Source organism: Streptomyces sp. NPDC005423 (assembly GCF_040606415.1).
Classification (GTDB): Bacteria; Actinomycetota; Actinomycetes; order Streptomycetales; family Streptomycetaceae; genus Streptomyces.
Window position 1 is genome coordinate 59063 of sequence record NZ_JBEXET010000001.1, and the last position, 25417, is coordinate 84479.

Below are 25417 nucleotides of genomic sequence, written 5' to 3' on the forward strand. Positions count from 1 at the left end.
AGGCGGGATTCGCTTCACGACGTCCGCGCGCGGCTCACGACTCCGGCGCGCGGCTCACTACTCGGCCTTGCGGTGCACCCGCGCGACCCAGTCCGCCGGTTTGGCGATCTCCGACTTGGTCGGCAACGTGTTCGGAGAGGTCCACACCCGGTTGAAGCCGTCCATGCCGACCTCGTCGACGACCGCACGCACGAAACGCTCGCCGTCGCGGTACTGCCGGAGCTTGGCGTCCAGGCCCAGCAGCTTGCGCAGCGCGCTGTCCAGCCGGGAGGCGCCCTTGGCCCGCCGCTGCTGGAACTTCTCCCGGATCTCGGCGACGGTCGGGACGACCTCGGGACCGACGCCGTCCATCACGAAGTCGGCGTGCCCCTCCAGGAGGGACATCACGGCGGTGAGGCGGCTCAGGATCTCGCGCTGGGCGGGCGTCTGCACGATCTCCACCAGGGAGCGGCCCTCGTCCTCCTCGCCCTCGGGCCGGCCGCCCGCGAAGGACTGGGCGGCCTCCCGGACGCGCTCCAGGACGGTCATGGGGTCGACCTCGGTCTCTCCGAGGAAGGACTGGATCTCGCCCTCCAGGTGGTCGCGCAGCCAGGGCACCGCGGTGAACTGCGTGCGGTGCGTCTCCTCGTGCAGACAGACCCAGAGGCGGAAGTCATGAGGCTGTACGTCGAGTTCGCGTTCCACGTGGACGATGTTCGGCGCGACCAGCAGCAGCCGGCCGCCACCGTTCTGGCCGGCCGGGAGGTCGCGGGTGTCCGGGGCGAACGTCTCGTACTGGCCGAGGACGCGCGAGGACAGGAACGACAGCAGCATGCCCAGTTCCACGCCGGTGACCTTGCCGCCGACGGCGCCGAGGACCGCGCCCCCGGGGCTGTTGCCGCGCCGCTCCTGCATCTTGTCGAGGAGCGGCTTGAGGACCTCCCGGAACCCGGCGACGTTCGCCCGGACCCAGCCGGGGCGGTCGACGACCAGGACCGGGGTGTCGTGGATGTCCTCCGTACCCATCCGGGTGAAGCCGCGGACGTGTTCCTCCGAGGCCTTCGCGTGGCGGCGCAGCTCCGCGACGATGGCCCGCGCCTCGTCGCGGCTCACCTCCGGGCCCGGCCGCACGAGTCGGGTCGCGGTCGCCACCGCGAGATTCCAGTCGACCATCTCGGCACCACCGATGCTCGTCATGCGTCAACCGTACGTGGTCGCCCCCGCTTGGGGCAGGCCGCGGCTGCGGCTAGCCGCAGCCGCACCCCGCCAGCGCGGTCGCCGTCCGGTCCAGGGCCGACTGGGCCGCCAGGGGGTCCGTGGTGTCCGAGGCGAGGAACGCGAACGCCAGGAGACGGCCGTCCCGGTCGACGACCGTGCCCGCGAGGGTGTTGACGCCGGTGAGGGTGCCGGTCTTGGCCCGGACGACTCCCGCCGCGCCGGTGGCGCCCGTGTAACGGCTGGTCAGGGTGCCGGTGAAGCCGGCGACGGGCAGGCCGGTGAGGACCGGGCGCAGCCCCGGGTGGGCCGGGTCGCCCGCCTTCACCAGAAGGGCTGTCAGGAGGTCGGCCGTGAGCCGGTCGTCCCGGTTCAGGCCGCTTCCGTCGTGGAAGACCGCGCCCTTGACCGGGAGGTGAAGCCGCGTCAGCTGGGCGGCGATCGCGGCGGCGCCGCCGTCGAAGTCGGCCCGTTTCCCGGCCGCGACGGCGGTCTGGCGGGCCAGCGCCTCGGCGATGTCGTTGTCGCTGTTGGTCAGCATCCGTTCGACCAGGTCGGCCAGGGGCGGGGAGGAGACGGTGGCGAGGGTGTCGGCGCGGCCGGTCGCCTTGGAGGGGCCGGGGGGCGTCGTCCTGATGCCGTCCTTCCGCAGGAAGCCCGCGAACTTCCGGGCCGCGTCCGCCGCCGGATTCGTCAACCGTGTCACCGGGCCGCTGAGGGAGTCGTCCGTGCGGCCCTCGTCGGCCATCAGGGCGCTGACCGGGGCCAGGTTGTCGTTGACGCCGATCGGGTGGAGTGCGGGTCCGGAGTACAGGGTCGTGTCGTACGACAGGGTCACCGCGCGCGTGCCGCGCTTCGCCAGGGCGGCGGCCGTGGAGTCGGCGAGCGTGCGGAGGCTGGCCCAGTCGTCCGTGCTGTCGCTGCTCGCGGCGCCGTCGGGGGCGTGGGCCGTCAGGGTGGGGTCTCCGCCGCCGACCAGGACGAGTTCCCCGGTGTCGGGCTCCAGGGCGGCGCGGGTGGTGAAGCGGTGGTCGGCGCCCAGGGCGGACAGGGCCGCGACGGCGGTGGCGATCTTCGTCGTGGAGGCGGGAGTGAGCGCCTCGTCCGCGCCGGTGCCGTACAGGCGCTTGCCGGAGGTCACGTCCACGACGGCGCCGGTGTGCCGGGTGCCGAGCGCGGAGTCGCGCAGCAGGGGGCCGAGGACGTCCGCGAGGGCGGTGTCCTTGGGCGCCGACTTCACGGTGTACGACGACCCGCCGAGGCCGGCCAGAACGGACCCGGCGCTGGGTGCCGGGTGGGGTGCGCCGGCGGAGATGTCGACATGGCGGCCGTGATCTGCGCCACCTGCCTCCTCCTGTGCGGCGGCGTGGTCCCGCTCGGCCGTACGCTGGCCCGCGGAGTCCCAGGGACCGGCGGCGGTCACCGCAGCGGCGGCCAGCGCCAGTCCGGCGGTGGTGGCCACCGCGGTGAAACGCCAGGTCCCGTTCGGCGGCGTCAACCGCGCGACCTGCGGTGACACTGTTTCCTGGAGCCGCGTCAGCCGCGGTGACACGGCTTCCCGGAGCCGCGCCACCTGTGGTGCCGAGGTTTCCCGGAGCCGCGTCAACCGCGGTCCCACGGTCTGCGCGGCTCGCACGAGACGGGGCCGAGCGGCTCGCGCGACCCGCGCCACATGCGGTCTCGCGGCCCGCCAAGGCCTCAGCTCCGGCACGACCACCAGCCCCTTTCGCGATCACACACCTGCGTGAGGGACACTTAACCACCAGAACTATGTGCTGATCATGGAGGAGCCACCGGTGGAGTTCGACGTCACGATCGAGATCCCGAAGGGTTCGCGGAACAAGTACGAGGTGGACCACGAGACCGGTCGGATCCGCCTGGACCGTCGACTCTTCACCTCGACCAGTTACCCGGCCGACTACGGCTTCGTCGAGAACACGCTCGGCGAGGACGGCGACCCGCTCGACGCGCTGGTCATCCTGGAGGAGCCGACCTTCCCCGGCTGCCTCATCAAGTGCCGGGCGATCGGCATGTTCCGGATGACCGACGAGGCCGGCGGCGACGACAAGCTGCTGTGCGTCCCGGCGTCCGACCCGCGGGTGGAGCACCTGCGCGACATCCACCACGTGTCGGAGTTCGACCGCCTGGAGATCCAGCACTTCTTCGAGGTCTACAAGGACCTGGAGCCCGGCAAGTCCGTCGAGGGCGCCGACTGGGTCGGCCGTACGGACGCCGAGGCGGAGATCGAGCGGTCCTACAAGCGCTTCAAGGACGAGGGCGGGCACTGAGCCCCCTGAATCCCCTGGGTCCCAGGAGTTCTGGGACCGCTGCGCGGTCGGGCCGTACGCATGCGCGTGCGGCCCGTCCGCGTACCTGTGCGCATACTGAGGATCACTGCAGGCGTCGTACAGGGAGCACCACGGAGTGACGGACGCGGAGGACCGGAAGCCGCAGCCGGACGAGGCCAGGAGCGCGTTCTCCGCCCCGGCGGGGGTCGCGGCGGCCGACGGGGAGTCGGAGTCGTCGAGGACGTCGGAGTTCGCCCTCCCGCGGGGTCTCGACGTGCCGGAGGCGCCCGCCGCTGAGCCGGAGGGGTCGGCGTTCAGCCTGCCGAGCACCTACGACGCCCGACACGCGCCGGCCGCCTTCACCCCGCCGGCCGGGAGCCCCGTCGTCAGTCTGACGAAGGACCTGCCCTGGCAGGACCGGATGCGCACGATGCTGCGGATGCCGGTGACCGAGCGGCCCGCGCCGGAGCGGGCGCAGAAGCCGGACGACAGCGGTCCCGCCGCGCCGCGCGTGCTCGACCTGACGCTCCGTATCGGCGAGTTGCTGCTCGCGGGCGGGGAGGGCGCCGAGGACGTGGAGGCGGCGATGTTCGCGGTCTGCCGTTCCTACGGCCTCGACCGCTGCGAGCCGACGGTCACCTTCACCCTGCTGTCGATCTCCTACCAGCCGTCCCTGGTCGACGATCCGGTGACCGCGTCCCGGACGGTGCGCCGCCGGGGCACCGACTACACACGGCTGGCGGCCGTGTTCCGGCTGGTCGACGATCTCAGCGACCCGGAGACGGCGCTCTCCCTGGAGGAGGCCTACCGGCGGCTCGCGGAGATGCGGCGCAACCGGCATCCCTACTCCGGCTGGGTGCTGACCGCGGCCGGCGGGCTGCTGGCGGGCGCGGCCTCGGTGCTGGTCGGCGGTGACGTGATCGTGTTCGTCGCCGCCGCGCTCGGCGCGATGCTCGGCGACCGGTTGGCGTGGCTCTGCGCGGGGCGCGGGCTGCCCGAGTTCTACCAGTTCACGGTGGCCGCGATGCCGCCGGCCGCGATCGGGGTCGCGCTCACGGTCGCGCACGTCGACGTGAAGGCGTCGGCGGTCATCACCGGCGGTCTCTTCGCGCTGCTGCCGGGGCGGGCGCTGGTGGCGGGTGTACAGGACGGCCTGACCGGGTTCTACATCACGGCCGCCGCCCGCCTGCTGGAGGTCATGTACTTCTTCGTGGGCATCGTGATCGGGGTGCTCGTCGTCCTGTACTTCGGGGTGACGCTCGGCGCGCAGCTCAACCCGGACGCGGTGCTGAACATCTCCCGGCGGCCGCTGTGGCAGATCGCGGCGTCGATGCTGCTGTCGCTGACCTTCGCGGTGCTGTTGCAGCAGGAGCGGTCCACCGTGCTGGCCGTGACGCTCAACGGGGGCGTCGCCTGGTCGGTCTACGGCGCGCTGCACTACACGGGCGGGCTCTCGCCGGTCGCCTCCACGGCCGTGGCGGCGGGGCTGGTGGGCCTCTTCGGGCAGTTGCTGTCGCGGTTCCGGTTCGCGTCCGCGCTGCCCTACACGACGGCCGCGATCGGGCCGCTGCTGCCCGGTTCGGCGACCTACTTCGGGCTGTTGTCGATCGCGCAGAACCACGTCGACAAGGGGCTGGTGTCGCTGGCCACGGCGGCCTCCCTCGCCATGGCCATCGCCATCGGGGTCAATCTCGGCTCGGAGATCTCCCGGCTCTTCCTGCGGGTCCCGGGCGGCTCCGAGAGCGGCCGCCGGGCGGCCAAGCGGACCCGCGGATTCTGACCGTCACCCCTGGTGGTAGCCGTTCTGCGAGTAGCCCTGCTCGTTGTACGGATACTGCTGCTGGTCGCCGTACGGCTGCTGCTGCCGCTGTCGCGGATACGGCTGCGGCTGCTGCGGCTGCGGCTGCGGCTGCGGCTGCGGGGTGAACTGCTCGTTGCCGTATGGCTGTTGGGGCTGCTGGGTCTGCTGCGGCTGGGCGTAGTACGGGTCGTACTGGTCGTAACCGCCCTGGTGGCCGTTCCCCTCGTCGTCACGGCCGCCGTTCCGGCCCTGGGGGTACGGCCGGTGCTCGTCCACGCGGCGCAGCTGGGTGGTCGAGTCGTCCATGATCACGGGGAACGGCTGGGTCGCGGCCGGGTCCGGCACGTCCTGCCGCGGTTCCTTGCCGGCCTTGGCGCGGGCGCGCAGGAACTCGATGGCGATCGGGACCACCGAGACGAGGACGATCAGGATCAGGATCGTCTCGATGTGGTTGTTGACGAAGTCGATCTTCCCGAGCCAGGAACCGAGGAGGGTGACGCCCGCGCCCCAGAGCACCCCGCCGATGATGTTGAACGTGAGGAACGAGCGGTACCGCATGCCGCTGACGCCCGCGATGATCGGCGTGAACGTGCGCACCACGGGGACGAAGCGGGCCAGGACCAGGGACTTGGGGCCGTACTTCTCGAAGAACTCGTGGGCCTTCACCACGTTCTCCCGCTTGAAGAGGCGGGAGTCGGGGCGGTTGAAGAGCGAGGGACCGACCTTCTTACCGAACAGGTAGCCCGCCTGGTCGCCGAGGACCGCGGCGACGCAGATCAGCACGACGGCCGCCCACAGCGGGAAGTCCAGGGTGCCCGCGGTGATCAGCAGACCGCAGGTGAACAGGAGCGAGTCGCCGGGCAGGAAGAACCCGATGAGCAGGCCCGACTCGGCGAAGACAACGAGGAGCAGGCCCCAGATGCCGAAGCGGTCGAGCAGGGTGTTCGGATCCAGCCAGCTCGGTCCGAGGGCAAGCGTCATCACGGTTCCGGGCTCCTGAAGGGGTGGAGGGAGGGGCGGCATCCGGGTAGCCGCACAAAGCTATCAACGCAGTGTGTCCGCACCAGGTTCCACCCGTGTCTCCAGGATGCACTGTGCGTCCCATGGGACAAAGCTGTGGGAACGGGCAACCGGGTGTGCGCTCACCGCCCTCGGCGCTTCCGCCCGGGCACCCGTCCCGGGTACTGGTCCCGGGCACCCGTCCCGGGTACTGGTCCCGGGCGGGTGCCTAGGCGTTGTGCCGCGCCGCATTCGCCAGGATCGCCTCCTTGAGGTGGCCGGCGAGACCGGGGCGCATCGCGTCGTAGAACGCCTTGAAGCGCTCGTCGGAGACGTACGTCTCGGCGAGGCACCGGTGCATGGGGTACGAGCAGGCGTAGAACCAGCGGTCGATGTGCAGGCGGTGCTCCTCGGCCAGGTCCATGGCCGCGTCGGCCGCCGGGGGCTCGCCGGCCGCCATCAGGGCGACGTAGCGCGCGGTCCACTCGTCGACCTCGGCCCGCAGCCGCTTCCAGTCGTCCTTGGTGTACCGGGCGGCCCGGCGCTGGGACTCCGCGTACTCCTCGGTGCCGCCCCAGCGTTCCTCCGCCTCGTCGGCGTACTGCCCGGGGTCCTTGTCGCCGAAGACCTCGAACCGCTCCTCGGGTGTCAGGTCGATGCCCATTCTGCGTGCCTCCATGGCTTCTTCCACGGCCTCGGCCATCTGCCGCAACGTCTCGATCCGGGCGGTCAGCAGCTCGTGCCGGCGGCGCAGTTGCGCGCGCGGGTCCGTCTCCGGGTCGTCGAGCAGGGCCGCGACCTCGTCGAGCGGGAAGCCGAGCGCCCGGTAGAACAGGATCCGCTGGAGCCGGTCGAGGTCGGTGCCGCTGTAGCGCCGGTGGCCCGCGCGGCTGCGTGCGCCCGGGACGAGCAGACCGATGTCGTCGTAGTGGTGCAGCGTGCGCACCGTGACCCCGGCGACCCGGGCGACCCGTCCTACGGAGTAGCCGTCCTGTTCCTCGGAGTAGCCCACTTCGTCCGCTCCCTTCTCGGTACGTGCTCCACGCTGCCGCCTCACGTGACGTGAGGTGCAAGTCCCGGGCTGCCTCCCGGGCCGCACTCCGGATGTCATGTCCGTTTCGCCCGCTTATGGTGAGCCCGTGGCCCAGGACACCGCCCAGCCGGCGCCTTCCGCTCCGGGGACCCCGGCACGCACCTTGCTGCCGTCGGTCCTCCCCGCCCTCGTCGTCGGGGTGCTCGCGAGTCTGCTCTTCCTCGCGGTGAGCGGGGTGGCCGAGCGGCTCCAGCACGTGCTGTGGAAGAACCTGCCCGACGCCCTGGGAGTGGGCCGCTACTCCGTGCTGTGGATGGTCGTCATGCTCACCGCGACCGGTGTCGCCGTCGGCCTGGTGGTGTGGAAGGTGCCGGGACACGCCGGGCCCGATCCGGCCACCACCGGCCTGGACGCCGCGCCGATGCCGCCGGCCGTGCTGCCCGGCCTGGTGCTGGCGACGGCCCTGATGCTGGCCGGCGGCCCGAGCCTCGGCCCGGAGAACCCGCTCATCGCCGTGAACGTCGGACTGGCCCTGTGGCTCGGCCGCCGGGTGCTGCCCCGGCTGCCGGGCGGCCTGTGGGTGGGGCTGGCCGAGGCCGCGACGATCGGCGCGCTGTTCGGTACGCCGGTGGCGGCGGCGCTGCTCCTGTCGGAGGCGATGGCCGGGCGTGGGGCGAAGGGCGCTCTGTGGGACAACGTGTTCGCGCCTCTCGCCGCCGCCGCGGTGGGGGCGATGACGACCGCCCTGGTGTCCCACCCGACGTTCGACCTGCATCTGCCGCCGCTCGGCGGCCCCGGCTGGGTCGACCTGCTGGCCGCACTGGTCCTCGCCTCGCTGGCCGCGCTGCTCGGCATGTGCGCAGTCCGCGCTTTCCCGTACGTCCACGGCGCCTTCTCCCGGCTGCGGCACCCCATGGTGGCGCTTCCCGTCGGCGGGCTGGTGCTCGGCCTGCTGGCGGCCGTGGGCGGTCATCTGACGCTCTTCAAGGGGCTGGACGAGGTCGGGGAGCTCGCGGCCGACCCCGAGGGCTGGTCGGCCGGGCAGTTCGCGACGATGACGGTGGTGAAGCTGGCCGCGATGCTCGTCGCCGCGTCCTGCGGCTTCCGCGGCGGGCGCATCTTCCCCTCCGTGTTCGTCGGGGCCGCCTTCGGTCTGTGCGCCCACGCGCTGGTGCCCGCGGTGCAGCCCGCGGTGGGCGTCTCCGCGGGCGTGCTGGGCGTACTCCTCGCCATCACCCGGCAGGGCTGGCTGAGTCTGTTCACGGCCGCCGTACTGGCGGCCTCGCCCGCCCTCCTCGCCCTGCTGTGCATCGCCTCGCTGCCCGCCTGGCTGCTGGTGACCGGGCGCCAGCAGATGCAGCTGCGCGAGGACGGAACTCCGGTCCGCTGACACCCGTTGATCCGCTCAGGAGGCTCACCCATGCCGTTGCACGAAGGTCCCAGGAAGCGCGATGAGCGCCCGCTGTCCGTCAACCCGTTCTTCGGGGAGGCCAACCCGGTGGGCGGCATGGCCCAGGCGCCGCCCAAGCACCGGCTGGCGGACGCGCCGCTGCCACCGGCGACGGCCGCCCAGCTCGTCCACGACGAGCTGATGCTGGACGGCAACTCCCGGCTGAATCTGGCGACTTTCGTCACCACGTGGATGGAGCCGGAAGCCGGCGTCCTGATGGCGGAGTGCCGGGACAAGAACATGATCGACAAGGACGAGTACCCGCGCACCGCCGAGCTGGAGCGGCGCTGCGTGGCGATGCTCGCCGATCTGTGGAACGCGCCGGACCCGGCCGCCGCCGTGGGCTGTTCCACGACCGGTTCGAGCGAGGCGTGCATGCTCGCCGGGATGGCCCTCAAGCGCCGCTGGGCCCAGCGCAACCAGGACCGCTATCCCTCCCGGGACGTCCGCCCGAACCTGGTCATGGGGGTCAACGTCCAGGTCTGCTGGGAGAAGTTCTGCAACTTCTGGGAGGTGGAGGCCCGCCAAGTACCCATGGACGGCGACCGGTTCCACCTCGACCCGCGGGCCGCCGCCGAGCTGTGCGACGAGAACACCATCGGCGTCGTCGGCATCCTCGGCTCCACCTTCGACGGGTCCTACGAGCCGATCGCGGACCTCTGTGCCGCCCTCGACGACCTCCAGGAGCGCACCGGTCTCGACATCCCCGTCCACGTGGACGGCGCGTCCGGCGCGATGGTCGCGCCCTTCCTCGACGAGGACCTGGTGTGGGACTTCCGGCTCCCGCGGGTGGCGTCGATCAACACCTCGGGGCACAAGTACGGCCTGGTATACCCGGGTGTCGGCTGGGCGCTGTGGCGGGACAAGGAGGCGCTGCCCGAGGAACTCGTGTTCCGGGTCAACTACTTGGGCGGCGACATGCCGACCTTCGCCCTCAACTTCTCCCGCCCGGGCGCCCAGGTCGTCGCCCAGTACTACACGTTCCTGCGGCTGGGCCGGGAGGGCTTCCGCGCGGTGCAGCAGTCCACCCGGGACGTGGCGAGAACGCTCGCCGCCCAGGTGGAGGCGCTCGGCGACTTCCAACTCCTCACCCGGGGGGACGAGTTGCCCGTCTTCGCCTTCACCACCGGCCCGGACGTGACGGCGTACGACGTGTTCGACGTCTCCCGGCGGCTGCGGGAGCACAGCTGGCTGGTGCCCGCGTACACCTTCCCGGCCAACCGCGAGGACCTGTCGGTGCTGCGGATCGTGTGCCGCAACGGGTTCTCGACGGACCTCGCGGAGATGTTCGTGGAGGATCTGTCCCGGCTGCTGCCCCAACTGCGGCGCCAGCCGCACCCCTTGACCCATGACAAGGGGGCGGCCACCGGCTTCCACCACTGAGACCGTCCACGGTTCCCGGGGCGGGCGCCGGTCAGTCGCCGAGCGCCCGGGAGCGTCGTACCGCGAGAGGGCGGACCCGCACCCGGTCGCCGTCCGGGTGCGGGTCCGCCCTCGCGTCGCGGTGGTTGCCGCTCAGAACGGGAAGGCGCTCCGCCCGTGCTGGACCGAGATCCACTTCAGGGTCGTGAAGGAGTCCAGCATCATGTCGCCGTTCAGCCGGCCGAGTCCGGAGGACTTCTCGCCGCCGAAGGGGACGATCGGCTCGTCGTGGACGGTGCCGTCGTTCACATGGAACATGCCCGTGTCGATCTGCTTGGCGAAGGCGACACCCCGCTCGACGTCACCGGTGTGGACGGCGCCGCTGAGGCCGTAGGGCGTGTCGTTGACCAGGCGTACCGCCTCGTCCTCGCCGTCGAACGGGACGAGGAAGGCGACCGGGCCGAAGACCTCCTGCCGGAGCAGCGCGGAGTCGGCGGGGAGGTCGGTGAGGACGGACGGCTCGACCAGGTTGTCCCGCGTCGCTCCGTGCACCAGCGCCGTGGCCCCCTCGGCGAGCGCCTGCTCGATGACGGCCGAAACGGCGTCCGCCTGCGAGGAGTTGATGACCGGGCCGATCACGGTCCCCGGGTCGCGCGGGTCCCCGGTCTTCAGCGTCCGCACCTTGGCGACGAACTTCTCGGTGAACTCGGCCTGGACGGAGCGGTCCACCAGGACGCGGTTGGCGGCCATGCAGACCTGGCCCTGGTGGACGTAGCGGCTGAAGACCGCCGCGTCGACCGCGTAGTCGATGTCGGCGTCGTCGAGGACCACGATCGCGCTGTTGCCGCCCAGTTCGAGGACCGCGCGCTTGAAGTGCGAGGCGCAGACCGTGGCCACGTGGCGGCCGACCTTGTCCGAGCCGGTGAAGGAGATCACCTTCGGTACGGGGTGCTCCAGGAAGGCGTCGCCGATCTCCGCGATGTCGGTGATGACGACGTTCAGCAGTCCGCCCGGCAGGCCCGCGTCCTCGAAGATCTTCGCCACCAGGGAGCCGCCGACGATCGGCGTGTTCTGGTGCGGCTTGAGGACCACGCCGTTGCCCAACGCCAGTGCGGGGGCGACCGACTTGAGGGAGAGCAGGAAGGGGAAGTTGAAGGGGCTGATCACGCCCACCACGCCCACCGGGACGCTGTAGACGCGGTTCTCCTTGCCGTCGATCGGCGAGGGGATGATGCTCCCCTGGGGACGCAGCGCCAGGTGCACCGCCTCGCGCAGGAACTCCTTGGCGAGGTGGATCTCGAAGGCCGCCTTGAGGAGGGTGCCGCCCAGCTCGGCGACGATCACCTCGGTGATCTCCGGCTCGCGCTCCTCGACCAGACGCAGGGCCTTCTCCAGGACCGCGCGGCGGGCGTAGGGGTTGGTCGCCGCCCACTCCTTCTGCGCGCGGGCCGCCGACCGGTACGCCTCGTCGACCTCGTCGACCGTGGCTATGGTGATCGACGCGAGCTTCTCACCGTCATAGGGGTTGAAGTCGATGATGTCCCAGGATCCCGTGCCGGGACGCCACTCACCGTCGATGTACTGCTGAGCAAGGTCGCTGAAATAGGACGACATGTGATCTCTCAATCAATCGCTAGCAGACACGACCGACGTCACGGTCTGATCACATGTCATCGTACGGTTGTTTCAGAGGAGTTGGCGGAGTCCTCGGAGAAGATCCCGGCTCTCGTCCGGCCCCGGACTGTCCTGCTGAAGCTCCTTCAGCGCCTTCTCGTACTGGGCCACGTCCTCGTGCTTGTCCAGATACAGCGCACTGGTGAGCTGCTCCAGGTAGACGACGTCCGACAGGTCCGACTCCGGGAAGGAGAGGATCGTGAAGGCACCGGACTCACCGGAGTGGCCGCCGAATCCGAACGGCATGACCTGGAGCCGTACGTTGGGATGTTCGGACACCTCGATCAGGTGCTGCAACTGGCCCCGCATCACCTCACGGTCGCCGTACGGGCGGCGCAGGGCGGCCTCGTCCAGGACAACGTGGAAATCTGGCGCGTTCTCGTTCACGAGGTACTTCTGCCGCTCCAGACGCAGCGCCACGCGCCGCTCCACGTCGGCCTCGCTCGCGCCCTGCATACCGCGCCGGACGACGGCACGGGCGTACGCCTCGGTCTGCAGCAGTCCGTGCACGAACTGGACCTCGTAGGCACGGATCAGGGACGCGGCGCCCTCCAACCCCACATAGGTGGGGAACCAGCTGGGCAGGACGTCCGAGTAACTGTGCCACCAGCCGGCGACGTTGGCCTCCTTGGCGAGGGAGAGGAGCGAGATGCGCTCCGCCTCGTCCGTGATGCCGTACAGCGTCAACAGGTCTTCCACGTCCCGCGTCTTGAAGCTCACTCGCCCCAGCTCCATGCGGCTGATCTTGGATTCCGAAGCCCGGATCGAGTACCCCGCCGCCTCGCGCGTGATACCGCGGGCTTCCCGCAGTCGCCTGAGTTGCGAGCCGAGCAGCATCCGCCGCACCACCGATCCGGGCTCTCCCGCGCTCACGTTCGCCAGCCTCCCCAACCGTCTTCAGGGGCCGCAGTCTGCCACTAAAACACTTCGAGCAGTACTCGTCCGGTTACGGAAATGGAAAGAGGGCCTCCATCCCTCACAGCCAACTGCCAGGAAGACGCAAGGGTCGGGCACGAGAACGGCGTGAAGTCGGCGGAAAAAATGGCCAACAAGCGGTACGGGAGGGTTCAATTCGGTCAGCTGCACGTGCATCTGCCCTTGCATCTGCTGTACGCATCCGAAACCATGGTCCCGCGCCACCGCTGCATCGCAACGACCGCGAATTCCGGGAGTGCCTCGCATGGGGACGAATGGATCGACCATGCTCAAGCCCTTACGGCAGGGCCTTCCGCCGCTGGACCCGTCGACGGTGGCCGGCGCCGCCTCCTGCGCCCTGCCCCCCCGCTACGAAGCGGTGCGCGAGGCGCGGCAGTTCACGCGCCGAACGCTCGACCAGTGGGAGACGGGCGACCGCTTCGACGACATCTGCCTGGTGGTCTCGGAACTCGTCACCAACGCCCTGCGGCACGCGCTGCCCGCCAACACCCCCCGCACCGCCGAGCAGAGCCCGCCCGTGCGGCTGCACCTGATGCGCTGGACCGAGCGGCTCGTGTGCGCCGTACGCGACCCCAGCCACGACAGTCCGGTGGCGCGCGACTTCGACGACTCCGCGGCCGAGTCGGGCCGCGGCCTCTTCCTCATCGACTCCTTCAGCGACGGCTGGGGCTGGCACCCGCTCGCCGGCACGCTCAGCGGCAAGGTGGTATGGGCGCTGTTCCGCCTCACGCCCGACGCGCTGCCCGCCGCCACGTGAGGAACCGCGGCCCCTTTTCGGGCCGCGGTTCTACGCGCGTTACCGACCGCTACACCTCTGCCACCCGCGGTTACCGGCGGTGCCGCCGCCGTCAGCCGGCGATCAGGTGGTCGAACTCGCCGTCCTTGATGCCCAGGAGCATCGCCTCGATCTCGGCCCGCGTGTAGACGAGCGCGGGACCCTCGGGGAAGCGCGAGTTCCGTACGGCGACATCGCCGTCCGGCAGCCGTGCGAACTCCACGCAGGAACCTTGCGAGTTGCTGTGCCGGCTCTTCTGCCAGGCCACTCCGTCCAGCTGCGTGGCAGCCATGCCGTTGTACACGTCGTACCGCCCGTACACGCTGTCAACGCGGTGGTTCACAGGTCGCTCCCCGGTGGTGCACTGGCTGGTGTGGCCATTGATGTAACGGTCAACTGACCCGGATCATAACCCCGTTCACGTGCAAGTGCATGAGCAGATGCACGTGCACGCGGGGTGTTGCCGTGGTTACAGTTCTGGCGGCCGTCACCGACGCCGTTCCAGCGCCCAGACGCCGTCCGCGGCCTGGGTCGTGTACTGAGTAAGGACGCTTACCCGGCCTCTCCTGTTCCAGTGTCCAGGTACGCGTCCGCGGCTCGGGACGCCGGGTGCCCCTCGGCCGGGCCCGCCGCGCGACCGTCCACGCCACTGTCGCCACCGGGCTCACAGCGATTACCTACCGGCCGTACGGAAGCCGTCCGGGCAAGTGCTGGTAGCTTGCTGCGGTCGTTCCGGCCAACCGCCTACAGCATGGGAGCAACCAGTGACTACGGCGAATACGGCGAACACGGCGGCCAGAGCCACTGCGAAGGCGCGGATATCGGCCACGGGCGCCCTCTGCGCGCTCGCGCTGACCGCGTGCGGTGGCGGCGGCGCCTCGAAGGACGACGCGTCGGCCACCCCCACCGTCTCCGCGACCGCGACCGCGACCGCGACCGCGGACACCGGCGGCGGCACGGGCGCCACGGGCGCCACGGGCGCCACGGGCGCCTCCGACGGATTGCAGGGCAGCTGGCTCGCCACCACCGGCGGCAAGGCGGTGGCCCTCGTGGTCACCGGCAAGCAGGCCGGTCTCTTCACCACCGCGGGGACCGTGTGCAGCGGGACCGCCGGCGAGGAGGCGGGCATGCGGATGATCCACCTCACGTGCACGGACGGGAACAAGGACCGCGCCACCGGCATGGTCGACTCCGTGAACAAGAGCGGTCTGACGGTCACCTGGTCGGGCGGTCTCGGCAAGGAGACGTACACCAGGTCCGCCGGCGGCAAGCTGCCGTCCGGACTGCCGACTGCGAGCCTGGGCTCGTAGCGGCGGTCCGGGCCGGGCGACGGGAGTCCCGCGGGTGCGGGATGATCCTGTGCAGCAACGCCACGAACCACCAGGGGACTTCATGCGCACCGTTCCGATCGCCGTCGTCGCACTCGCGTCGGCCCTCCTGCTCACCGCCTGCGACAGCGGCGGCGGGACCGGCAAGAACAGCTCGGCCTGCAAGTTCGGCGAAGTGGGCGTCCAGGTCGGTCCGGCGAGCACCGCGCCGGCCGCCGGTGACACGGGAGAGGTCCCCGTCTCGCTCACCAACCAGAGCAAACCGTGCACCCTGGACGGCTTCCCCCGCGTCACCCTGCGGGCGGGCGGCACCAGCGTCGCCCTCACCAGTCAGAAGGGCGCGAAGGCACAGAAGCTGAAGCTCGCCAAGGGCGAGGCGGCGGCCTTCACGATCACCTACGTACGCGGCAAGGCCGGCGACCCGCAGAGCCTCGCGGCGACCAGGCTGCTCCTCACCTTGCCCGGCGGCTCCGACAGCGCGAGCTACACGTGGTCGTACGGCCCGGTCCAGGGCAAGCAGGCCTCGGTGAGCGCCTTCCAGCAGGCGGGCGACTAGGAAGCCGCCGGATCTCCGTCTCGGCAGGGGCCGTCAGCCGAGTCTCGGCCGGCCCCTGACCTGCGCCCGGTCTGCCGCCTCCGTGCCCTCGGCCCAGCCGGTCTCGTCGCTCACCCCGCGCAGCCGGGTCGTGGTCGTCTCCGGGAACATCGCCTCCAGCCGGCCGGTGACCGCGACCTCGCGGGTGGCCAGCACCGGCAGCAGGTCGTCCGTCACCTGGGTCTCGGCGGCGACGGTGAGACGGGCGCCGACGCGGTGGGCGTAGGCCGCGAGGAACGACTGCCGGAACGTCTTGGTCCGCTTGCGTCCGCCGGCGCGCTGGGCCGCCTCCGCCTTCGTCATCGCGGTCGTGGCCTGCACGAGGAGCGAGGTGTAGAGGAGTTCGACCGCCTCCAGGTCGGCCTCGAACCCCACCACGGTCGAGAAGCCGAGGTCGTCGTTCCACACGGCCCGGCAGTGGTTCGCGGAGGCGACCGCGTCCAGCAGCACCGCCTTGGCCTGCTCGTACGGCGGCTCGACCCCGATCCGGCAGGCCCCCGGCGCGTCCTTCGCCGGCGTCCGCGCGGCGAGCAGGGCCTCGTCGACACTGTGCCGCGCCATCAGCTCCTGCGCCTTGGCGCTGAGCGCCTCCGCCTCCTCCGGGAAGCCGGTCGCCTCCGCCTTGGCGAGCAGGGCGCGGATCCGGGTGAGCATCCGGGACTCGGGGCGCCGGTCCGCGGACCGGCGCGGCTCACCGTGCGCTTCGAGCGGCTCCAGGGCGGGCAGCCGCAGCAGCAGCCGGTACAGCTCCAGCACGGCGGTCGCGTGCGTGAAACGGTCCGTCCGAGCCGGTGCCCCGGCCGTCAGCTCGTCGAGCTGCGCGGCCCAACGGCGGCCCCGCGGGCGGTCGTCCGGCGCCTGCGCCCGGATCAGCGCGGCCGCCAGCCCCGCGTGCTCCTCGCCCAGCCGGCGCCGGACCAGCCGTACGACATCGGCGGGCAGCCAGCCCCGACGCCAGGCCGCGGCCACGAACTCCCGCCCGCGCCGCGCGAGTTCGGCGTCCGAGGCGGGGTCGGCGGCGAGGAGCGAGGCGCCCGTGTCGAGGGCGTCGTGGGTGTCGGCGTAGAGGGCGGCCTCGAAGGCGCGGTCCACGGTACTGGGCGTGCTGCTCACGCTCCGATCGTGTCATGGGGCGGCTCGGGGCGCGGGCGGGCAGGGGCGCGGACGGCGACCGGGTGGCGCGGGGGAGGCGGGTCGAGTCTCTGAGGATCCTCAAGTCGCTTGCCCTGTACGGGGCATGACCGTCACGGTGATGCCCATGGGAGCCATCGCGGGACTGAGCAAGAAGCACGACGCCGTACTGGTCGTCCGGGACGCTGACCTCGTGGCGGAGGCCCTGCGCCGGGCACTGGCCGAGGCGTCCCCCGAGGAGCGGCCGGGGCTGGAACGCGCCGCCGCGCTCGTCGAGGCCACGGCCGCCGCCACCGAGGACCGGGTGCGCGCCCGCTGGGTGCGGGACCGGCTGGCCGCCGTCGGCTTCGACGGGGACCTCTCCTCGGTGGCGGCGGTGAAGGCACTGCGGAAGGCGGAGCCTGGGCTGAGCCTGCTCGGCGCGGTGCAGCTGCAGAAGGCCGCGGTGGCCCACCCGGATCTGGGCTGAGAACCGCGTCGGAACATGTCAACCCGGGGTTGACGGGGCCCGCCCGTCAACCTACGGTTGACACATGACGACCAACCCCGAGATCACGTCATCCGTACGGCTCGACGACCTCATCGCGGCCATCAAGAAACTCCACCCCGACGCCCTCAACCAGCTCCAGGACGCCGTACTCGCCGGGGAGTACCTCGGCGAGATCGCGGACCATCTGATCGGGCACTTCGTGGACCAGGCACGGCGGTCCGGTGCGTCCTGGTCGGAGATCGGCAAGAGCATGGGCGTCACCCGGCAGGCCGCGCAGAAACGGTTCGTGCCCAAGGAGTCCGCCGACCTCGACCCCAGCCAGGGCTTCGCCCGCTACACCGTCCGCGCCCGCAGCGTGATCATGGCCGCCCACACCGCGGCCAGGGACGCCGGCAACGCCGAAGGGCTGCCCGAACACCTCGTCCTCGGCCTGCTCGCCGAGCCCGCCGCCCTCGCCGCGAGGGTCCTCGTCGCGCTGGGCGCGCCGCTCGACGCGGTCCGCGAGGCGGCGACGGCGGCGCTCCCGCCCGCGGTCGAGAAGGCCCCCGAGCTCGTTCCGTACGGCCCCGCCGCCAAGAAGGTCCTGGAGCTCACCTCCCGGGAGGCCCTCCGCCTCGGCCACAACTACATCGGCACCGAGCACATCCTGCTGGCCCTGCTGGAGCACGAGAACGGCGAAGGCGTCCTGAGCGGGCTCGGTCTCGACAAGGAGCGGGCCGAACGGCACGTCGCCGAGACGCTGACCGAACTGGTCCGGCAGGTGGAACAGCCGGAGCCCCCGCGGGACTGAGGCGGCGGAAGCGAGTACGGCCGGGGCATCGGCTGGATCCGTGGCCGGGGGGCGGCGGTATCAGCGGCCGGGACGTCTACTGGATATTCGGCTGGGACTTCGCTGAAATCCTGGCGGGGACTTCGGCCGGGGCGTCGGTCGGGCGTCGCTCGGGCCGTCGGTCGGGGCTTCGCTTCGCTGGAGGGGACCCGGCCGGGACATCGGCTGAAACGGCAGCTCGCGGGCGTTGTCAGTGGCGCCTGCGAAACTCGTTGTCATGACCGACCGGTGGGCGCTGGCTCCGGCCGAGGGCGGCGGTGCGGAGGTCGCCGCCCTCGGTCCGGACGGGGTGCCCGTCGGCCCGGCGGTCCATGAACCGGACCTCGTCGCCGCCGTGCGCGGGCGGCCCGAGGTGACCCGGTGGGTGTGGCGCTCGACGGCCGAGATCTACCCGCGCCTGCTCGCCGCCGGGGTACGGGTCGAACGGTGCTACGACGTCGAGGACGCCGAGACCCTCCTGCTCGGCCACGAAGGGCGCTCCGGCGAGCCCCGCTCGGCGGCGGCGGCGCTGGCCCGGCTGCGCGGCGGCCCCGTACCGCCCGATCCCCCGCAGCGCGCCGCCGAACCCGGCGCGCAGTCCTCCCTCTTCGACGCCTCCGGTGCCTTCGGCGCGTTCGGGGCCTTCTCGGCGCACGGCAGCCGCCTCCCCCTCGACGACCTGCTCACCGTCTACGCCGAACAGCAGCGGCGGCACGACAGGACCGCGCACCCCGAGCGGATGCGGCTGCTCACCGCCTCCGAGTCGGCCGGAATGCTGGTCGCCGCCGAGATGAACCGGGCGGGGCTGCCCTGGAGCGCCGACGTCCACCGCGAGCTGCTGCACGAACTGCTCGGCGAGCGGTACGCGGGCGGCGGCGAGCCCCGTCGGCTCGCCGAACTGGCCGACGAGGTGTCCGCCGCGTTCGGCAGACGGGTCCGGCCCGACCTGCCGGCCGATGTCGTCAGGGCCTTCGGGCAGGCCGGGACCAAGATCGGCTCGACCCGCCGCTGGGAGCTGGAGTCCGTCGACCACCCGGCCGTGAAACCCCTGCTCGAATACAAGAAGCTGTACCGCATCTGGGTCGCCCACGGCTGGTCCTGGCTCCACGACTGGGTACGGGACGGCCGCTTCCGGCCCGAGTTCCACGCCGGCGGGACGGTCACCGGCCGCTGGGTCACCAACGGCGGGGGCGCGTTGCAGATACCGAAAATCATCCGGCGTGCCGTGATCGCCGACCCCGGCTGGCGGCTCGTCGTCGCCGACGCCGACCAGATGGAGCCCCGGGTACTCGCCGCCATCTCCCGCGACCCCGGCCTGATGGAGGTGGCCGGCCGCGCCACCGACCTCTACCAGTCGGTCTCCGAACGCGCCTTCTCCGGCGACCGCGCCCAGGCCAAGCTCGCCGTGCTCGGCGCGGTCTACGGCCAGACCTCCGGCGACGGCCTCAAGAACCTCGCCGCGCTCAGACGCCGTTTCCCCCTGGCCGTGGCGTACGTGGACGACGCCGCGCGGGCGGGAGAGGAGGGCCGGCTGGTGCGGACCTGGCTGGGACGGACCTGCCCGCCGGCCGCAGGCACGGGCGAGGACGGCTCGGAGGAGGCCGGCATCCCACAGGACGGCCCCCCGGACGCGTTGGCCGGCGCGGACCGGGCACCCGGCCGGCCGGGCTACGCGTCGGCCAACTCCCGTGCGCGGGGCCGTTTCGCGCGCAACTTCGTCGTCCAGGGCAGCGCCGCCGACTGGGCGCTGCTCATGCTCGCCGCGCTCCGCCGGACCTGCGCCGGCCTCGCGGCCGAGCTGGTCTTCTTCCAGCACGACGAGGTGATCGTGCACTGCCCCGAGGAGGAAGCCGACACCGTCGTCACCGCGATACGGGAGGCGGCGGACCTGGCGGGACGGCTGACGTTCGGGGAGACCCCGGTCCGCTTCCCGTTCACCACGGCGGTCGTCGAGTGCTACGCCGACGCGAAGTGACGTCGTAGCACTCGACGGAGGTCGCCCTCAGGACGCCTCCCGAATCCTGTTTCCGTCTCCGTATCGGTCTCCGACACGTCAACTCCCCCTGAACGTAGGTCAGATGACGGGCGGCCGGCCGAGCCGCGTGAGTCGCCACACCGTCCGCCAGCGCATCGGGCGGCGCTCTCCGGGGGAGGTGCGGACGCCCTCCGCGAAACCGGCGCACCACGCCCGCAGTCCCCCGGCCGACCGGGTCCGTACGAGGGTGAGCAGCGTCCACACCCCGAGGTGCACCGGGATCAGCGCGAGCGGAAGCCTGCGCCGGACCAGCCAGACGCGGTTGCGGGCGGTCACCCGGTGGTAGATGGCGTGCCGGGCGGGCGAGGTCTTGGGGTGCTGGAGGAGCAGCTCGGGGGCGTAGAGGATGCGCCATCCGGCGTCGGCGGCCCGCCAGGCCAAGTCGGTCTCCTCGTGGGCGAAGAAGAACTCGGCCGGCCAGTCGCCGGTCTCGTCGAGCATGGCCATCCGCAGGGCGTGGCCGCCGCCGAGGAACCCGGTGACGTACCCGCCCTGCATCGGATCGGCGGCGCCGACGCGGGGCACGTGCCGGCGCTGGGTCTCGCCGTGCTCGTCGGCGATGCGGAAGCCGACGATGCCGAGCCGTGGATCGGCGGCGTACAGATCCCGGACGCCGCGCAGCACATCGGCGTCCACAAGGAGCCCGTCGTCGTCGAGTTCGACCACGACGTCGGTGTCGCCGAAGGCGCGGAGCCGGGCGAGGGCCACGTTGCGGCCACCGGGGCAGCCGAGGTTCTCGTCGACGTCGATGGCGCTGACCTCGCCGGGCAGCGACAGCCGGCGGGCGAACTCCGGCAGCCGGCAGCCGTTCCCGACGATCACGATGCGGACGGGCGGCAGGTCCTGCTTCGCCACGGACCGCAGCAGTTCGTCCACCTCTTCCGGCCGGTTCCCCATGGTCACCACGGCGACGGCGATCCTCGGTTCCCGCACGCAACCCACCTCATCCGGCCTCCCGACGGCGCCCGCGTCCGGACCGCGTGCCACTCGCCGTTCACCAAGATGTTGCCTCACGTCGGCCGGTGACTCCGCCGCCGCTTCACTTCGCACCGCCCTTTCTCCAATTTCTCAGACTTCTCAGACCCCTCAGAGGCCGCCGAGGCCGCCGAGGCCGCAGGTCAGAAGGTCGTGACTCCGGCTCACCCGCTATGCCACTGGAAAGCGACCCTGTACGGGAGGGCACACGGCGGACCATGGAACCGGGTGCTGAGCCGGAAGTCCGTGCTGTTCACCCTCATCGGCAACGATCTGGCGAGGATGGAGCAGTTCTCCGCCTACGGCCGCCCCTTCCATCAACGAGGGGTGCAGATGGTTCTCGCCCCCTCTACCTTTCCGAAGTCATGAGGATGACCGGTCCCCCGGCCGGCGACGCCTTCGACTGCCCTTCATCTGCCAGGGGTGGCGGGAGGGCGAGGGCCGCATCGATTTCCACTCCCGGACCTACGCGATTCCACCTCCCCCTCCTCGCCCCCGCAGAGCGGGCACGACCGCACAGTTCCCCACTGCCCTCCAGGCACGGCAGCTGATCTCCATGCTCGGTAGCGCTGAGCGGACGTTCAGGATCTCCAGGGCAGGAAGCGGACAGCAAACCCAGCGGGAGGGAAAAGCGTGACACTTTGGCCAGGAATGTCACACTCCTGCGTTTCACTTGTCGGGGACCCAGCTACCCACCGCACCGCTCACCTCCGTAGACATGCGGCTACACGCGTACGGAAGTCCGTGGCGCCCGTGGTGAGGGCGGACGAGGCGTTTGTCGCAGCAGATGGCGGTGGCGAGGCCGGCAAGGGCTGGTAGTTGCGGGGGTTGCGTTCGTAGCGGGGGCTGAGTCTGCGGTGGCCGAACAGCCACGACATCGCGCTCGATCACCCACCTCCGGCGCCCTGAGCGTTCGCTGGATCCAATGCCTTGCGGGCGATGCGCACTCCGACGCATCCGACAGGACGTGCGTCTTGGAGCCGGGTTCGCCTCTGTCCGACACGCGACGACCAGCCCCGTCGAGAGTCGCTTCGGGCCGACGACTGCCCAGGTCTACGAGAGATCATCACGACAAGCAGCGGGTGAGATGAGATGGCCACCGCCGCAGGTGTCGGTACGCCTCGCTCCGCTCACGCAATCGTCCACGCAAGTGCTTCCCCGGCATTCCCGTCATGCGACTCGGCACGCCCCGGGCATGAAAAAACCCCAGGTCACGGCGAGTGAGTCCTGGGGTTCCTCCGAGCCGCCTTCGGGATTCGAACCCGAGACCTACGCATTACGAGTACGCGAGCGATCGTGCTGCACCCTGCCATGGGGTGTTGCCAGTTCTCATTTTGCCTGATCAGAGGACACGAGCGGGGTTGGTTCGTGCCACCTCATGTTGGCCGGTCCAGAGGCGTCCGCGCTCCCCTTGCGCTCCCCTTCCCTCCAGCCCGTCCTGTATCGGTACCTCCCGGGAGACAGTGGCCTATCAAGACTGGCTCGTACTTACGCGCAAACCGTTCCGACCGGAACCCAGCGTCTGAGCTGTCGGCCGGACCCCGATCAGATGCACGATACGCATTGTCACGATCCCACAAACGCGCCCAATCTCCCACGGGCACATGCCCAGGGCTGCACCGTGTCGTTGGGTGTTCCGTTTGATCATGCGATGCCCAGCACCGTGAGTGGGCGGGTGGTGTCGCGTGCGGGGTGACGACAGCAACCTCCACCCACCGCTTTCCTCTGCCGCTACTGCTCGGATGCCTCGCCGTCAGAACCCGGCTCGGCGGCGGGCTTCTCCTCGGAAGGAGCGGTGCGCCGGTACTGCGGGTGGTCGAGGTCCATCTGCCTGGCGGCGTGCAAGGGCACGGGGAAGCGAGCCCGGTCGGACCAGAAGAGGGTCTGGTGGCAGAGTTTTGCGGTGGCCACGGCAAGGGCTTCCGCCGAGACGCCCTCGGCGCAGGCCAGCGGATAGATCTCGGTCGCAGTCATGGAGTACCAGTTCTGGGGCATCTCGCCCTTGCGGCGCTCCTCCTTCTTCTCCGAGTGGACGGACCGCTTGGCGTCCCATCGGGTGTACTTCGAGCCGAGTCGGCCAGCGCCGTCGCCGTCGTACGCGCGCGGCACGTTGCACAAGATCCAGACGGGTGCGCCGAAGTCCACCTCGACTTGATACAGCATCCGGGTTGTTTCGCCGTCTGTCGTGGCGCCAGCCTGTCCCTTCAGCACACGCGTGGTGCTGACAGGCGGCGGGACCTCCTCGTCCGCGATGTTGATACGGATCACGGAACGCGGCCTCTCGTCGCTGCTCAGGGAGCTGCCTGGGAGCCAGTAGCGGCTGAAGCGCGGAGTCCGGGAGGCTCCCTGGTTCATGTTCTGCAGCCCCTCCCACATACGGCGGCAGGCCAGCCCGTCCACGGTGACGGTGTAGGGGACGCCGTCCAGCTCCTCGGCGAGGTCTCCGAGGGCCAACTCGACCGCCTCGGCTGCGTCGTCCCAGCGCTGCCGGTGAGTCTTCTTGTCCCCGTTCTCCTGGGGGTAGGCCGCGGCGTGGAAGGCGGGCTGGGCGCTGCGGTAGGGCTGCCACTGGGGTCGGGTGGAGCTCCAACCGAGCATGCTCCATGCTCCGCCGACGTGGGCTGGCGGGATGAGTGCTGATGCGGTGATCACGACCTTGGGGGGCCCGTTCTCCCCCTTCCGCCGGTTCTGCTGGCGTACATGGAAACCGACTTGGGCTACTCGGTGAACGGGGTAGTCGGAGGTTTCGGGTTCCAGCGCGTTGGCGATGCGGTCGTCGATGACCCCGAGCGAGCGGTAGAGGTCGAGGAGAGCCATTTCGGCCGGGTGGTCCTTCGCCTTCGGCATGACGATGCCCTTGTCGTTCTTGCCCAGGATGTACTGGGTGGGAACGCCGAGGCCGGCAAGGAGCGACCGCGTCAGGAGCTTGCCGTCGCGGCTGTCGGCGTCCGTGCCGCTCTGCTCGTCAACGGCCTCGGGCTTCTCGGTCTCGCACCAGGCGCCGACAAGAATCCCGTCCCGGGAGGCCAGCGAAGCGCCGGTCTGTGCCAGGGCTTCTCGCCTGCCGTCCGGTCCACCGGGCTTGAGGAAGTCGGTGGCCAGGTGGAGCACCGCGGTGATCTGGTCGCCGTGAAGGCTGAACTCCTGGCCGTCGTGCGGGTCGAGCCCCGTGGGGTCGATGCCGTAGGTCTTGCAGAGAGTGTCGAGCATCCGTAGCCGGGTCTCGTCGCGGTACCACAGGCAGGCGATGCGCAGCTTCTTGAAGCCAGCGGCCTCGACGGCGGAGAAAACGGACTCCGGCGTGGGCACGGCGCTGCCTCGCGCCCGGAGCGGCTCCTTGCTCTCGCTCTTCTCTCGTTCCTCCTTGCGGCGTTCGAGCTCCTTCTTGGTGACGCGCTCGGGGTCGGTCGGCCGGTGGGGAAGCGTCATGGGCGCCTCCCGCATCGTCAGAGGCACGGCCACGTCGCCAAACGCCTCGGCGACGTGGCCGTAGAGAAGGCGCAGGTGCTGCATCCCGGTGCCGGTGCCGATGGGGAAGGAATAGCTCTTGGGGAGCACCGGCCACACCTGGCCGGGGTGTTCGCGGGGGAAGGCCGCCGGCCTCTTCTCCTCGCGGGCCCTCTTGAGGAGCTCCTGTTCCCTGCGGGATCGCTGGTCGATCGTCCGCAGGATCGAGTAGTCCATCTCCAGACGCCCCAGCGCCTCCAGTGCGAGCCGGTTCACGGTTCGGGCGGCGCCGCGGCCGTTGAGCGACACTTCGAGGAGCGGGCGCCCAGGGCCGGGCTGCACAGCCAGGGCCGTCTTCGAGAAGATCAGCGAGGAGGAGATGCGGGTCACCCTCGACGACACCAGGAGCACGGGACTGGAGATGTTCGGAAGGGTCTTGAGTCGCAGCGCGGTGCGGGAGAGGGCGTACCGGCCGCCCTGCTCGTTCTGCCAGGGTTCTTCCAGGGCGACCAGACCGCCGGTGGTGTCGGGGCGCAGTGCGATCTTCCTGCTGTCGGAGATCGCCCACTTTCCGGCCATGCGGCGGGAGAGGTCCCAGGCGACGGTCCTGTAGACCCATGCGGGGGCGTTGGGCTGCTTGCCGTCGATCGGCTTGAGGTGGTCGGCGAGCGCGTATCGGTGTTCTGGTGACGCGGCGATCCGTTTGGCGAGTTCAGGAGCCATGTCGAGGTCGATGGTGTCGATCTTCTCGCCGAGCGCCAGTGCATGGGTGAGGGTGAACACCTGACGGAGCAGCTCGCTGTCGAGCGGTTCGCGTGAGGCGAGGAACGGGCCACGGAAGTCGGGGTCGAAGTAGACGTAGCCGCCGCTTAGGGTGCTGAGCACGGTGGTAGCGATGGAGTACGGGGCCTGCGCCGCGTCGTCGCCGTAGCGGCGTGCGCATTGCCTGCTGAAGTCGCTCCACAGCTTCTCGGTCTCGCTGTCGAAGTGCCGCACGTACACCGCGGCGTCGCCGACGAGCTTCGGGGTGCAGCGGTAGGCGAGGGTGTTCAGGTACATCCCGGGCTCGCGGTCTGGCTGGGTCACGCGTCCTCTT

General features: G+C 70.9%; 20 protein-coding genes and 1 pseudogene. 10 read left to right on the forward strand and 11 right to left on the reverse strand.

Annotated features, from left to right (window positions below; all coding sequences use genetic code 11):
* Nucleotides 1–57: 57 nt before the first annotated feature.
* A complete protein-coding gene (locus ABZT12_RS00275; RefSeq protein WP_356374787.1) occupies nucleotides 58–1176 on the reverse strand; it encodes a zinc-dependent metalloprotease in 1119 nt (372 codons plus the stop codon).
* A gap of 49 nt (nucleotides 1177–1225) precedes the next feature.
* Complete coding sequence (gene dacB, locus ABZT12_RS00280; RefSeq protein ID WP_356376642.1) at nucleotides 1226–2866, reverse strand: D-alanyl-D-alanine carboxypeptidase/D-alanyl-D-alanine-endopeptidase; 1641 nt, start codon at nucleotides 2864–2866, stop codon at nucleotides 1226–1228.
* Nucleotides 2867–2990: 124 nt separating this feature from the next.
* On the opposite strand from dacB, the gene ABZT12_RS00285 reads away from it, so the two are divergent.
* The gene (locus tag ABZT12_RS00285; protein WP_356376645.1) at nucleotides 2991–3482 is read left to right on the forward strand and encodes an inorganic diphosphatase; all 492 of its coding nucleotides are present in this window, start codon (nucleotides 2991–2993) and stop codon (nucleotides 3480–3482) included.
* Nucleotides 3483–3618: 136 nt separating this feature from the next.
* A complete protein-coding gene (locus ABZT12_RS00290; RefSeq protein ID WP_356374790.1) occupies nucleotides 3619–5262 on the forward strand; it encodes a threonine/serine exporter family protein in 1644 nt (547 codons plus the stop codon).
* A gap of 3 nt (nucleotides 5263–5265) precedes the next feature.
* Here ABZT12_RS00290 and ABZT12_RS00295 read toward each other — a convergent pair whose 3' ends face one another.
* Nucleotides 5266–6267 carry a VTT domain-containing protein gene (locus ABZT12_RS00295; RefSeq protein WP_356374793.1) on the reverse strand — a complete coding sequence of 334 codons (1002 nt, stop codon included), beginning with the start codon at nucleotides 6265–6267 and terminating at the stop codon, nucleotides 5266–5268.
* Between the two features lie 244 nt (nucleotides 6268–6511).
* Entirely contained in the window at nucleotides 6512–7294 is a 783-nt protein-coding gene (locus tag ABZT12_RS00300; RefSeq protein ID WP_356374796.1) for a MerR family transcriptional regulator, read from the reverse strand.
* A 127-nt stretch (nucleotides 7295–7421) separates the two neighbouring features.
* On the opposite strand from ABZT12_RS00300, the gene ABZT12_RS00305 reads away from it, so the two are divergent.
* A complete protein-coding gene (locus ABZT12_RS00305) occupies nucleotides 7422–8705 on the forward strand; it encodes an ion channel protein (protein WP_356374798.1) in 1284 nt (427 codons plus the stop codon).
* Nucleotides 8706–8735: 30 nt separating this feature from the next.
* Nucleotides 8736–10148 (forward strand): glutamate decarboxylase, encoded by a 1413-nt coding sequence (locus tag ABZT12_RS00310; RefSeq protein WP_356374801.1) that lies wholly within the window; start codon nucleotides 8736–8738, stop codon nucleotides 10146–10148.
* A gap of 132 nt (nucleotides 10149–10280) precedes the next feature.
* On the opposite strand, the gene ABZT12_RS00315 is transcribed toward ABZT12_RS00310, so the two are convergent.
* Together ABZT12_RS00315 and ABZT12_RS00320 are read right to left on the reverse strand one after the other, a co-directional pair.
* The gene (locus tag ABZT12_RS00315) at nucleotides 10281–11741 is read right to left on the reverse strand and encodes an aldehyde dehydrogenase family protein (RefSeq protein ID WP_356374804.1); all 1461 of its coding nucleotides are present in this window, start codon (nucleotides 11739–11741) and stop codon (nucleotides 10281–10283) included.
* Nucleotides 11742–11813: 72 nt separating this feature from the next.
* Complete coding sequence (locus ABZT12_RS00320; RefSeq protein ID WP_356376648.1) at nucleotides 11814–12638, reverse strand: helix-turn-helix transcriptional regulator; 825 nt, start codon at nucleotides 12636–12638, stop codon at nucleotides 11814–11816.
* 364 nt (nucleotides 12639–13002) lie between these two features.
* Here ABZT12_RS00320 and ABZT12_RS00325 point away from each other — a divergent pair, with 364 nt between their 5' ends.
* Nucleotides 13003–13494 carry an ATP-binding protein gene (locus ABZT12_RS00325; protein WP_356374807.1) on the forward strand — a complete coding sequence of 164 codons (492 nt, stop codon included), beginning with the start codon at nucleotides 13003–13005 and terminating at the stop codon, nucleotides 13492–13494.
* A 91-nt stretch (nucleotides 13495–13585) separates the two neighbouring features.
* Here the strand turns inward: ABZT12_RS00325 and ABZT12_RS00330 are convergent, their stop codons facing one another.
* Nucleotides 13586–13855 carry a DUF397 domain-containing protein gene (locus tag ABZT12_RS00330; protein WP_356374810.1) on the reverse strand — a complete coding sequence of 90 codons (270 nt, stop codon included), beginning with the start codon at nucleotides 13853–13855 and terminating at the stop codon, nucleotides 13586–13588.
* A 421-nt stretch (nucleotides 13856–14276) separates the two neighbouring features.
* Between ABZT12_RS00330 and ABZT12_RS00335 the strand changes: the two genes are divergently transcribed.
* On the forward strand, nucleotides 14277–14822 hold the full coding sequence (locus ABZT12_RS00335; protein ID WP_356374813.1) for a hypothetical protein: 546 nt from the start codon (nucleotides 14277–14279) through the stop codon (nucleotides 14820–14822).
* Nucleotides 14823–14904: 82 nt separating this feature from the next.
* Nucleotides 14905–15396: a DUF4232 domain-containing protein gene (locus ABZT12_RS00340; protein WP_356374816.1), complete on the forward strand. Its 492-nt coding sequence runs from the start codon at nucleotides 14905–14907 to the stop codon at nucleotides 15394–15396.
* A gap of 33 nt (nucleotides 15397–15429) precedes the next feature.
* Here ABZT12_RS00340 and ABZT12_RS00345 read toward each other — a convergent pair whose 3' ends face one another.
* Nucleotides 15430–16548, reverse strand: coding sequence for a DUF2786 domain-containing protein (locus ABZT12_RS00345; RefSeq protein WP_356374819.1), 1119 nt, complete (start codon nucleotides 16546–16548; stop codon nucleotides 15430–15432).
* 145 nt (nucleotides 16549–16693) lie between these two features.
* On the opposite strand from ABZT12_RS00345, the gene ABZT12_RS00350 reads away from it, so the two are divergent.
* The 3 genes from ABZT12_RS00350 (at nucleotide 16694) to ABZT12_RS00360 (ending at nucleotide 19839) form a co-directional block, all read left to right on the forward strand.
* On the forward strand, nucleotides 16694–17035 hold the full coding sequence (locus ABZT12_RS00350) for a hypothetical protein (RefSeq protein WP_356374822.1): 342 nt from the start codon (nucleotides 16694–16696) through the stop codon (nucleotides 17033–17035).
* Between the two features lie 64 nt (nucleotides 17036–17099).
* The gene (locus tag ABZT12_RS00355) at nucleotides 17100–17846 is read left to right on the forward strand and encodes a Clp protease N-terminal domain-containing protein (RefSeq protein ID WP_356374825.1); all 747 of its coding nucleotides are present in this window, start codon (nucleotides 17100–17102) and stop codon (nucleotides 17844–17846) included.
* 256 nt (nucleotides 17847–18102) lie between these two features.
* Nucleotides 18103–19839: a bifunctional 3'-5' exonuclease/DNA polymerase gene (locus tag ABZT12_RS00360; protein WP_356374828.1), complete on the forward strand. Its 1737-nt coding sequence runs from the start codon at nucleotides 18103–18105 to the stop codon at nucleotides 19837–19839.
* A gap of 99 nt (nucleotides 19840–19938) precedes the next feature.
* Here the strand turns inward: ABZT12_RS00360 and ABZT12_RS00365 are convergent, their stop codons facing one another.
* From ABZT12_RS00365 to ABZT12_RS00375, 3 genes and pseudogenes are all read right to left on the reverse strand, one after another.
* Nucleotides 19939–20832, reverse strand: a complete 894-nt coding sequence (locus ABZT12_RS00365) for a glycosyltransferase (protein WP_356374831.1) — start codon at nucleotides 20830–20832, stop codon at nucleotides 19939–19941.
* Between the two features lie 804 nt (nucleotides 20833–21636).
* A pseudogene (locus tag ABZT12_RS00370) lies at nucleotides 21637–21827 on the reverse strand (IS5/IS1182 family transposase); the annotation flags it as partial.
* 778 nt (nucleotides 21828–22605) lie between these two features.
* A complete protein-coding gene (locus tag ABZT12_RS00375) occupies nucleotides 22606–25407 on the reverse strand; it encodes an RNaseH domain-containing protein (RefSeq protein WP_356374834.1) in 2802 nt (933 codons plus the stop codon).
* Nucleotides 25408–25417: the final 10 nt, after the last annotated feature.

Coding starts and splice junctions, on each gene's coding strand:
- ABZT12_RS00275 (WP_356374787.1), bottom strand. CDS start 1,176: ATGACGAGCATCGGTGGTGCCGAGATGGTCGACTGGAATCTCGCGGTG.
- ABZT12_RS00310 (WP_356374801.1), top strand. CDS start 8,736: ATGCCGTTGCACGAAGGTCCCAGGAAGCGCGATGAGCGCCCGCTGTCC.
- ABZT12_RS00315 (WP_356374804.1), bottom strand. CDS start 11,741: ATGTCGTCCTATTTCAGCGACCTTGCTCAGCAGTACATCGACGGTGAG.
- ABZT12_RS00320 (WP_356376648.1), bottom strand. CDS start 12,638: ATGCTGCTCGGCTCGCAACTCAGGCGACTGCGGGAAGCCCGCGGTATC.
- ABZT12_RS00325 (WP_356374807.1), top strand. CDS start 13,003: ATGCTCAAGCCCTTACGGCAGGGCCTTCCGCCGCTGGACCCGTCGACG.
- ABZT12_RS00340 (WP_356374816.1), top strand. CDS start 14,905: ATGCGCACCGTTCCGATCGCCGTCGTCGCACTCGCGTCGGCCCTCCTG.
- ABZT12_RS00350 (WP_356374822.1), top strand. CDS start 16,694: ATGGGAGCCATCGCGGGACTGAGCAAGAAGCACGACGCCGTACTGGTC.
- ABZT12_RS00355 (WP_356374825.1), top strand. CDS start 17,100: ATGACGACCAACCCCGAGATCACGTCATCCGTACGGCTCGACGACCTC.
- ABZT12_RS00360 (WP_356374828.1), top strand. CDS start 18,103: ATGACCGACCGGTGGGCGCTGGCTCCGGCCGAGGGCGGCGGTGCGGAG.